The organism is Clostridium tarantellae, assembly GCF_009295725.1.
In the GTDB taxonomy this organism is placed as follows: Bacteria; Bacillota; Clostridia; order Clostridiales; family Clostridiaceae; genus Sarcina; species Sarcina tarantellae.
Map to the genome: position 1 here is coordinate 1 of NZ_WHJC01000165.1, position 7,651 is coordinate 7,651.

Genomic DNA, 7,651 nt, shown 5'->3' on the forward strand with positions numbered 1-7,651 from the left:
AAAAAGGAAGTTGAATTTTCCTTTAAGTTTTTCAATAAAATGACAAGTTATTTTTTCTAAAGGAATAAAATTTTAAAAAATAATTTATATAAATTAATAGTTATATTTACAAGAATTTTCAAAGATACCGGAAATACAATTTCGCTAAATGTATATTTATTATATTTCCGGTTGTTGTGGGTTTAAACTCTCTATGATATAATAAAATCAACCATTACAAAGGATTTAAGAGGTGAAAAAATGACTAAAGGTAGAAGCAAAACATATAAGTATAAAAACTTTGAATATTCCCAAGATATTGAAAAACTTCTAAGTATTAATTTAAGTTCTACAGATAGAAAAAAACTCCATTCTATTTTTTCTAAGTTTTATAATTTGAAAATCGAACGTGGATATGAATATATAATTGAAGATATATATATATTATCTGAAAAACAAAAATTAACCACTACACAATTAAGTAAAATTTATAATGTTTCAGATAGAACTATAAGACTTTGGTTACAAGAATTAGGTCTTAACAGATCTTTAAAAAAAGCAAAAAAAATTTCTAGCAAAGCAAATAATAACTTAGATTTAACTTTATTAAAAGAAAAAAATAAACAAATTAATAAATTTGGAATTGTTATTGAAGAATCAAAGCTTAAACTTCCAGAAGTTCTTGTTAGTTTTTTAAATTATTTAGAAACTATAAAAGGTAAATCTCCTAATACTTTAAATGGATATACAATCGATTTAACTATGTTTTTTAGATTTATATTGGTTTATAAGGGAATTATAACTAATGTGGATGATATTGAATTTGAAGAGATACCAATACATAGTATAACTCCAGAAATATTAAAACAAATAAAATTAATAGATTTATATGCTTTTCTTTCATATGTAGAAAAGCAACGTAATAATGGAAATTATGCAAGAGCAAGAAAAGTTGCTACATTAAAATCTTTTTTTAAATTCTTAAGTGGAAAAGCTAAAATGATAGAGGAAAACCCTACTCTAGATTTAGAATCTCCAAAGATAAATAAAAGAAATCCTGTTTATTTAACATTAGATGAAAGTTTAAATTTATTAAAATCTCTTGATTATGAAAATAAAAATTATTATAGAGATTACTGTATTTTAATACTTTTTTTAAATTGTGGTATGCGTCTTTCTGAATTATGCAGTATACAAATAGATAAAATTAAAGATGATACCCTAACTATAATAGGAAAAGGAAATAAAGAACGTACCGTTTATTTAAATGAAGCTTGCCTTAAATCTATCAAAGACTATTTATCAGTAAGAGATGATTCTAAAGCGCTTATAAAGGATAAAAACACTTTATTTTTGTCTGCTAGACATAGAGGTATAAATAAAAGAACTGTTGAATTATTAGTAAAAAAACATGTGCAAAATGCTGGCATGGATAATGAAAAATATACCCCTCATAAACTTAGACACACCGCTGCCACTCTTATGTATAAACATGGTAATGTGGATATTAGGAGTTTACAAAGTATTTTAGGTCATGAAAACATATCTACTACTCAAATTTATACTCATGTAGATAACGATACTTTAAGAGATGCAGTAAAATCTAATCCTTTAGCAAATTTAAAATAAAATTAATATTTTTTCGAAAATTTTTAATTTATTTTTATGCTTTATTAATAAAAATGCTATAAATAGCTTTACTAAACATACGTTCTTAGCAATTCTAGTAACTCTCTCCTCTATTAACTTATAAAAAATAAACTATGACTAGTCATAGTTTATTTTTTATAAGTTATTTTCTTTTTAGTCTTCTAACACCAGGATATATTTCTTCGGTATTTTCTTCTATCAAAAGATCATCATTCAAATCTAAATCCTCTATATATTCTATATGATCAAAAGCATCTTCATATTCTTCTTCTAATAATTTCTCATTTTCATTTAAAACATCAATTTCTTGTTGAAATGTGCATTGATCTTTTTCTGTCATTTCTTTTTCCTTAGTTTTTAATTTTTCTTTTAAAATTTCATTTTCCTCTATCTTTTTAGCAATATCTTTTATTTTTATAGCTTTTGTATCTATTCCTTCTAACTCTAAACAATCTCCACAATTATCACAAATTTTACCTTGATGAACATCACAATAATCATCTTCATTAAAGATTTTTTTAGTCATAAAAATCACCTCAATTTTTAAATTACTATTCATTATACCAAAATAAAATATCAAAATAAACAATTTTTTTCAAATTTTCAAGATAGAACGTAAGTTTGATTAAAAAATATTTTTATGTTATAATATATATAATAAAATAGAAAGGTGTAGTTTAAAATGGATAAAAAACTTTCAGTTAAACAAGAACAAATATATAATTTTTTAATAGAATTCACAAAATCAAAAGGATATCCACCTTCAGTTAGAGAAATTTGTGCAGCTGTTTCTTTAAAATCAACTTCTACGGTTCATGGACATTTAAAAACTTTAGAAAGATTAGGACTAATACATAGAGATCCTACTAAACCTAGAGCTTTAGAGATTACAAAACTTTCAGATTTTAAAAAAGAAGTTTTAAGTATTCCTATTTTAGGAAAAGTTAATGCAGGATGTCCCATTTTAGCAAATGAAGATTTTGAAGAGTTATTTCCTATCCCATCAACCTTTATAAAACATAATAATTCCTTATATATTTTAAAAGTATCAGGAGATAGTATGATTGAAAAAGGAATACACCATGGAGATTTAGTTATAATAGAAAAATGTAATACAGCTAAAAATGGTGATATAGTTGTAGCTTTAATAGATAATGAAGCTACTATAAAAACTTTTTATAAAGAAAAAGATTTTATAAGATTGCAGCCAGAAAATAAAACTATGGAGCCTATAATAGTAAAACATTGTTCTATATCAGGAAAATTAGTAGGATTATATAGAAGTTATTAAATTAAAAGGAAGAAGAATGATAAAATTTCTTCTTCCTTTTAATTTAAAGTGTATTAGAATAACAAATAACATTAATTTTATTTGTTATTCTTTAATTGAAATTTTAATTCTTTTTTTTCTTGTTCTAAAACTTTTATAGTTAAACCTAAAGATTTTTTTTCTAATTCTAATTCTTTTTTAAATATTTGTAAAACCTTTTCTTTTTCATTTTCTATAATTTTAGTATATTTACCCTCGATTAACTGTAATTCTTTCTTATGCTCTATTGTAGTGCTTTCTAATAATATTTTAAAAGATTTAACCTCTTCTTTTAAATCTTTTATTGTATCTTCATATTTTTTTATATCTTTTTGTAAAAATTCTAATTTTGAATCTTTTTTATCTATTTCTTGTTTTAACATTAAACTTTCATTAAAAGAAAACTCTAAATCTTTTTTTATTTTTTCATTTTCAATTTTATAGCTTTTATAAGAATTTAATTTTTCTAACTTTTTTTTATTATTTTCTATTAATTCATAATTTCTAGATACTAATTGAGATAAAGTATTTTTATCTTTTTCTAATTCTTTAGTTAAATTAGTTAAATTATCAGATTTTTCTTTTAAAATTTTAATTTCTTTTTTATAATCTACTATTTTATCATAATTATCCTTTTCTTTAAGTTGCAATCTTTCTATGGTAGTATCTTTTATTGTTAATTGTCTAGAAAACTCTTCTCTTACTCTTATTTCAGCATCTTGACTTAATTGCAAAGAAGTTACGAATAATTGATTTATCTTATTTAAATAATCTTGAAATGATTCAATTTCTAATTTTCTTTCAATTAATGATGTTTTAGATGTTTCCATTTCATATAAATTTATAAGAGCATCTAAACATTGATTTTGATTGCCAAAATTCTCATTAGCTATTTGCTTAAATTTTTCAAAAATTCCTTCATCTACTCTAAAAGATTTTATTTTCAACTCTTTAGTTACTTTATTACCTTCCATAAAACCACCTCTTGTAATACTTTTTGTAATACAATATTATGTATTACTTTTTTAATATTATCATAACTTAATTTTAAAATCAATTTTTAAATTAAGTTATGATAATATTAAAAAATAAAAGAAGTTTTATTTCAATTATTAAAAAATATATACTCAAAACGTTTTCAAAAACATACACTATACTATAATTAAAATTTATAAGGTGATTAATTATGTCTCAATCATTCACTTATCTTGTAATGTTTTTAGCTATTATTATAGTTTCTAGTAGAATTTTATATTATATTTTTTTAGCTTATTCTATTTATTCTGAAGATAAAAAAAGAAAATTTAATAAAAAAAAATAAAGTATTGAGAGATTTAAATCTCTCAATACTTTATTAAACTAAATATTTTAAAAATACACTTGCTAATCCTAAAAAGAAGAAAAATCCTAAAACATCAGTTACTGTAGTAACAAATACTGCTGAAGCTAATGCTGGATCTATCTTTAATTTTTTTAAAACTAAAGGAACAATAAATCCTGAAACGGTAGCAGCTACCATATTTAATATCATAGCAATACCTATTACTAACCCTAAAATAGGATTACCTTCCCAAATTAATGCTAATAAAGCTACTACTATACCAATAGATATACCTGTTATAATTCCAACACCGATTTCCTTTAATAAAATAACTTTAGAATTTTTAGGAGTTAATTCACCTAAAGCTAATCCCCTTACAACTATTGTTAAAGTTTGTGTTCCAGCATTTCCTCCCATTCCAGCTACTATTGGCATGAATGTAGCTAGTACAACAACTTTACTAATAGTACCTTCAAATAAACTTACTACTGATGAAGCTAATATAGCTGTAACTAAATTAACCAATAACCAAGGTAATCTACTTTTTACAGATTCTTTTACAGTACTATCAACTCTTTCTCCTTCATCAATTCCACCTAATCTATGAAAGTCTTCTGTTGTCTCATCTTTTAATATTTCCATAATATCATCTACAGTAATTATACCTATCATCTTATCATTTTTATCTATAACTGGCATTGTTGCAAATCCATATTTTTCAAATTTATGTGCAACCTCTTCTTGATCCATATCAAAAGGAATTGTAATAACTTGATTGTTCATTATTTTAGATATAGGTGTATTAAAATTATTTACAACTATTTCCTTTAAAGAAACTACTCCTTTAATAATGTCATTTTCATCTAATACATAAATATAATAAGCACTCTCAACATCATCTACAGTTTTTTGTAAATATTTAAAAGTATCTTTTACTGTCATATCTTCAGAAACTTTTATAAATTCAGTAGCCATAACTCCACCAGCACTTTGTGGTTCATAACTTAAAAGCTGACGTAAATCAGCTACATCTTCTTTGGGGATTTTTTCAAAAATTTTATTACTAGCTTCTTCATTTAAATGTCCAATTAAATCTACTAATTCATCTGATGACATTTCTTTTACTATTTCCTTTTGCTTATCCTCAGGAAATTTATTTAACAAATAAAATTTTTCATCATTATCTGCTTCATCAATTACTTGTGCTACCACACTTATTGGTAATTTACTTAAAATTAATAATGTTTTTTCTTTATTATCATTAATTACATCTAAAATATCCGCTGGATGGACATGATAAATATATTCATTTAATTGTTTCATTGATGAATATAATAAGAACTCTCTTAATTCTTGCTTATTGATTTGTAATTTCATTTGTATATCCTCCTTATTTAGAGAGGAAATACATAGCAGTTTAATATAAATTAGCTTGCTGTTCTTTCCTCTTTAACTTTATTAAATTTTCTACTCCTTTTGGGCCAAGAACTATCCATTTATATCATCCCCTTTAAATTACAATTTTTCACAAAAACAATATAAAATTTTATAAATTTAAAATATTATTTATAAAAAAGACTTTTCAGCGGTGCGCTAAAAAGTCCTAAAATGCAATAAATGTTCATTTGTAGAGCTTTAGCACTATAGAGCTTAGACTAATAAAATAGTCAGCTACATTAAAAATTACCTTCACGATAATTTCTGTTAACCCATTGGAATCTCTCGATTTTTCTGGGTAGCAGCATATTTCTTTATAGGAGCCTCACCTAACAACTATATTAATTTTATGTCCTTATTTAATATAGACCTAAACTTTAAATTTGTCAATTAAAAATTAATATTAAAAGGAATTTATATTATTAAACTCAATTTTTTTTGAATTTCAAATAAATAATTTCAATTTTTTCCCTTAAAATTTAATATTCAAATAATATAAATCTGGTGCTAAATCAATTCCATTGCCATGAAATTCTATTTTATTATTTCCTTCAATAAATTTTACATTATATACTTTAAGCACCACACTAGATTCTGATATATCGTAAATAATTCCAGTGTTTATACCATTAATATCAATGGATAACTTACATTGAACCCCTTTTACCATAATAAACATATAATATTCTCCAGATATTGATGCATTATAGTTTATTGTTGCTGTTCCATCATTAATACCACCTAATTCAGTTATTATATTTGAATTATTTTTTTCAGCTCCATTTGATAAATTAGCCATACTTAACATATTTTCAATGGATTTTATAGCCGCTATGCCTAAGTCAGGAGCCTTTTGCATATTATTTCCATAGAATTTAAGTTTATTATCTCCTGAATTTAATAATATGACAGTATTAAATATACCTGGATTAGCAGGGGCAAGTGAATAAATAGTACCTGTATTTATTCCATTAACATCTATTTTTAATTGTTTTGTATAATTTTCTTTATTTATATAATTTATAGCTAATTTATAAATACCTAAAGTTAAAACATTTACTGTTATAGTTACTTCACCATTATTAGCCCCACCTAAATAAGATATATATTTAGATGAACTTCCTTTACCATTTGTTGCACCACCAGACAAAAATCCAGCTGTTATATCATAATTATTTTCTCCTAATACTACTGAAGTTACAGGATTTATTTTAGAAATATAAAGTATTCCTAAATCTGGTGCAAAATTTTTACCATCTCCATGAATTTTAATAATATTTTCTCCTGATTTTAACTTTACATTTAAAGTAGTTTTACCTGGATTAGCTGGTATAACATTATAAATACTTCCTGTATTAATACCATTAATATCTACTTTTATAAATTTTTTAACATCATCATCCTGTCTATAAATTATAGATAATTTATAATGTAAATCATTTAGAGAATATACACTAACAGAAGCTGAACCATCTAGCATTCCTCCTATATTAGATACATATTTAGCAGAAGCTCCAGTTCCTAATTGTGCGCCATTTTCTAAAATTCCTTCAGATAAATTATAATATACTATTTTCTGTTCATATTGAATACCTAAATTAACTATAGCATAATTTATTTGTCCATCTGGTCGTCCACCATGAAGATTAATTCCCTTTAAGTTAAAATTTAATATATGATCACCATAATTTAATAAACCACTATCAAATATAGATATAATTTCTGTTCTATTTGATGAATATCCATCTATTTCTTTAACAATTCCATTATCAATAGAAATTTCATATATACCATGATTTGGATCTTTTATACCCATCAATGTAATAGATATACCTTTAAATTTCAATGAAAAAGTTGCATTTATATCATTTGTCCATGCTGCACCTATTACATAATTCCATTCACCATTAAAATTAAATTTATTTATATCTACTCCCTTATCTGTAGTGTTTATT

General features: G+C 23.7%; 6 protein-coding genes and 1 riboswitch. Of the genes, 2 read left to right on the top strand and 4 right to left on the bottom strand.

The annotated features are described in order from the left end of the window. Positions 1-621: 621 nt before the first annotated feature. Entirely contained in the window at positions 622-1,608 is a 987-nt protein-coding gene (locus GBZ86_RS10455) for a tyrosine recombinase XerC (protein WP_422678921.1), read from the top strand. Between the two features lie 163 nt (positions 1,609-1,771). On the opposite strand, the gene GBZ86_RS10460 is transcribed toward GBZ86_RS10455, so the two are convergent. Beyond that, the gene (locus tag GBZ86_RS10460; protein WP_152890444.1) at positions 1,772-2,155 is read right to left on the bottom strand and encodes a hypothetical protein; all 384 of its coding nucleotides are present in this window, start codon (positions 2,153-2,155) and stop codon (positions 1,772-1,774) included. A 156-nt stretch (positions 2,156-2,311) separates the two neighbouring features. Here GBZ86_RS10460 and lexA point away from each other — a divergent pair, with 156 nt between their 5' ends. Further along, positions 2,312-2,920 carry a transcriptional repressor LexA gene (gene lexA, locus GBZ86_RS10465; protein WP_152890446.1) on the top strand — a complete coding sequence of 203 codons (609 nt, stop codon included), beginning with the start codon at positions 2,312-2,314 and terminating at the stop codon, positions 2,918-2,920. Positions 2,921-2,997: 77 nt separating this feature from the next. Here the strand turns inward: lexA and GBZ86_RS10470 are convergent, their stop codons facing one another. From GBZ86_RS10470 to GBZ86_RS17165, 3 genes are all read right to left on the bottom strand, one after another. Then, positions 2,998-3,912, bottom strand: a complete 915-nt coding sequence (locus GBZ86_RS10470) for a hypothetical protein (RefSeq protein ID WP_152890447.1) — start codon at positions 3,910-3,912, stop codon at positions 2,998-3,000. Positions 3,913-4,292: 380 nt separating this feature from the next. Next, positions 4,293-5,636, bottom strand: a complete 1,344-nt coding sequence (gene mgtE / locus GBZ86_RS10475; RefSeq protein ID WP_152890450.1) for a magnesium transporter — start codon at positions 5,634-5,636, stop codon at positions 4,293-4,295. A 236-nt stretch (positions 5,637-5,872) separates the two neighbouring features. Next, positions 5,873-6,040: riboswitch (M-box (ykoK) riboswitch) on the bottom strand. Positions 6,041-6,168: 128 nt separating this feature from the next. Then, positions 6,169-7,651, bottom strand: a 1,483-nt coding sequence (locus tag GBZ86_RS17165; protein ID WP_479690746.1) for a carbohydrate-binding protein, incomplete at its 5' end; no start/stop codon positions are given.

Coding starts and splice junctions, on each gene's coding strand:
- GBZ86_RS10470 (WP_152890447.1), bottom strand. CDS start 3,912: ATGGAAGGTAATAAAGTAACTAAAGAGTTGAAAATAAAATCTTTTAGA.
- mgtE (WP_152890450.1), bottom strand. CDS start 5,636: ATGAAATTACAAATCAATAAGCAAGAATTAAGAGAGTTCTTATTATAT.
- GBZ86_RS10460 (WP_152890444.1), bottom strand. CDS start 2,155: ATGACTAAAAAAATCTTTAATGAAGATGATTATTGTGATGTTCATCAA.
- lexA (WP_152890446.1), top strand. CDS start 2,312: ATGGATAAAAAACTTTCAGTTAAACAAGAACAAATATATAATTTTTTA.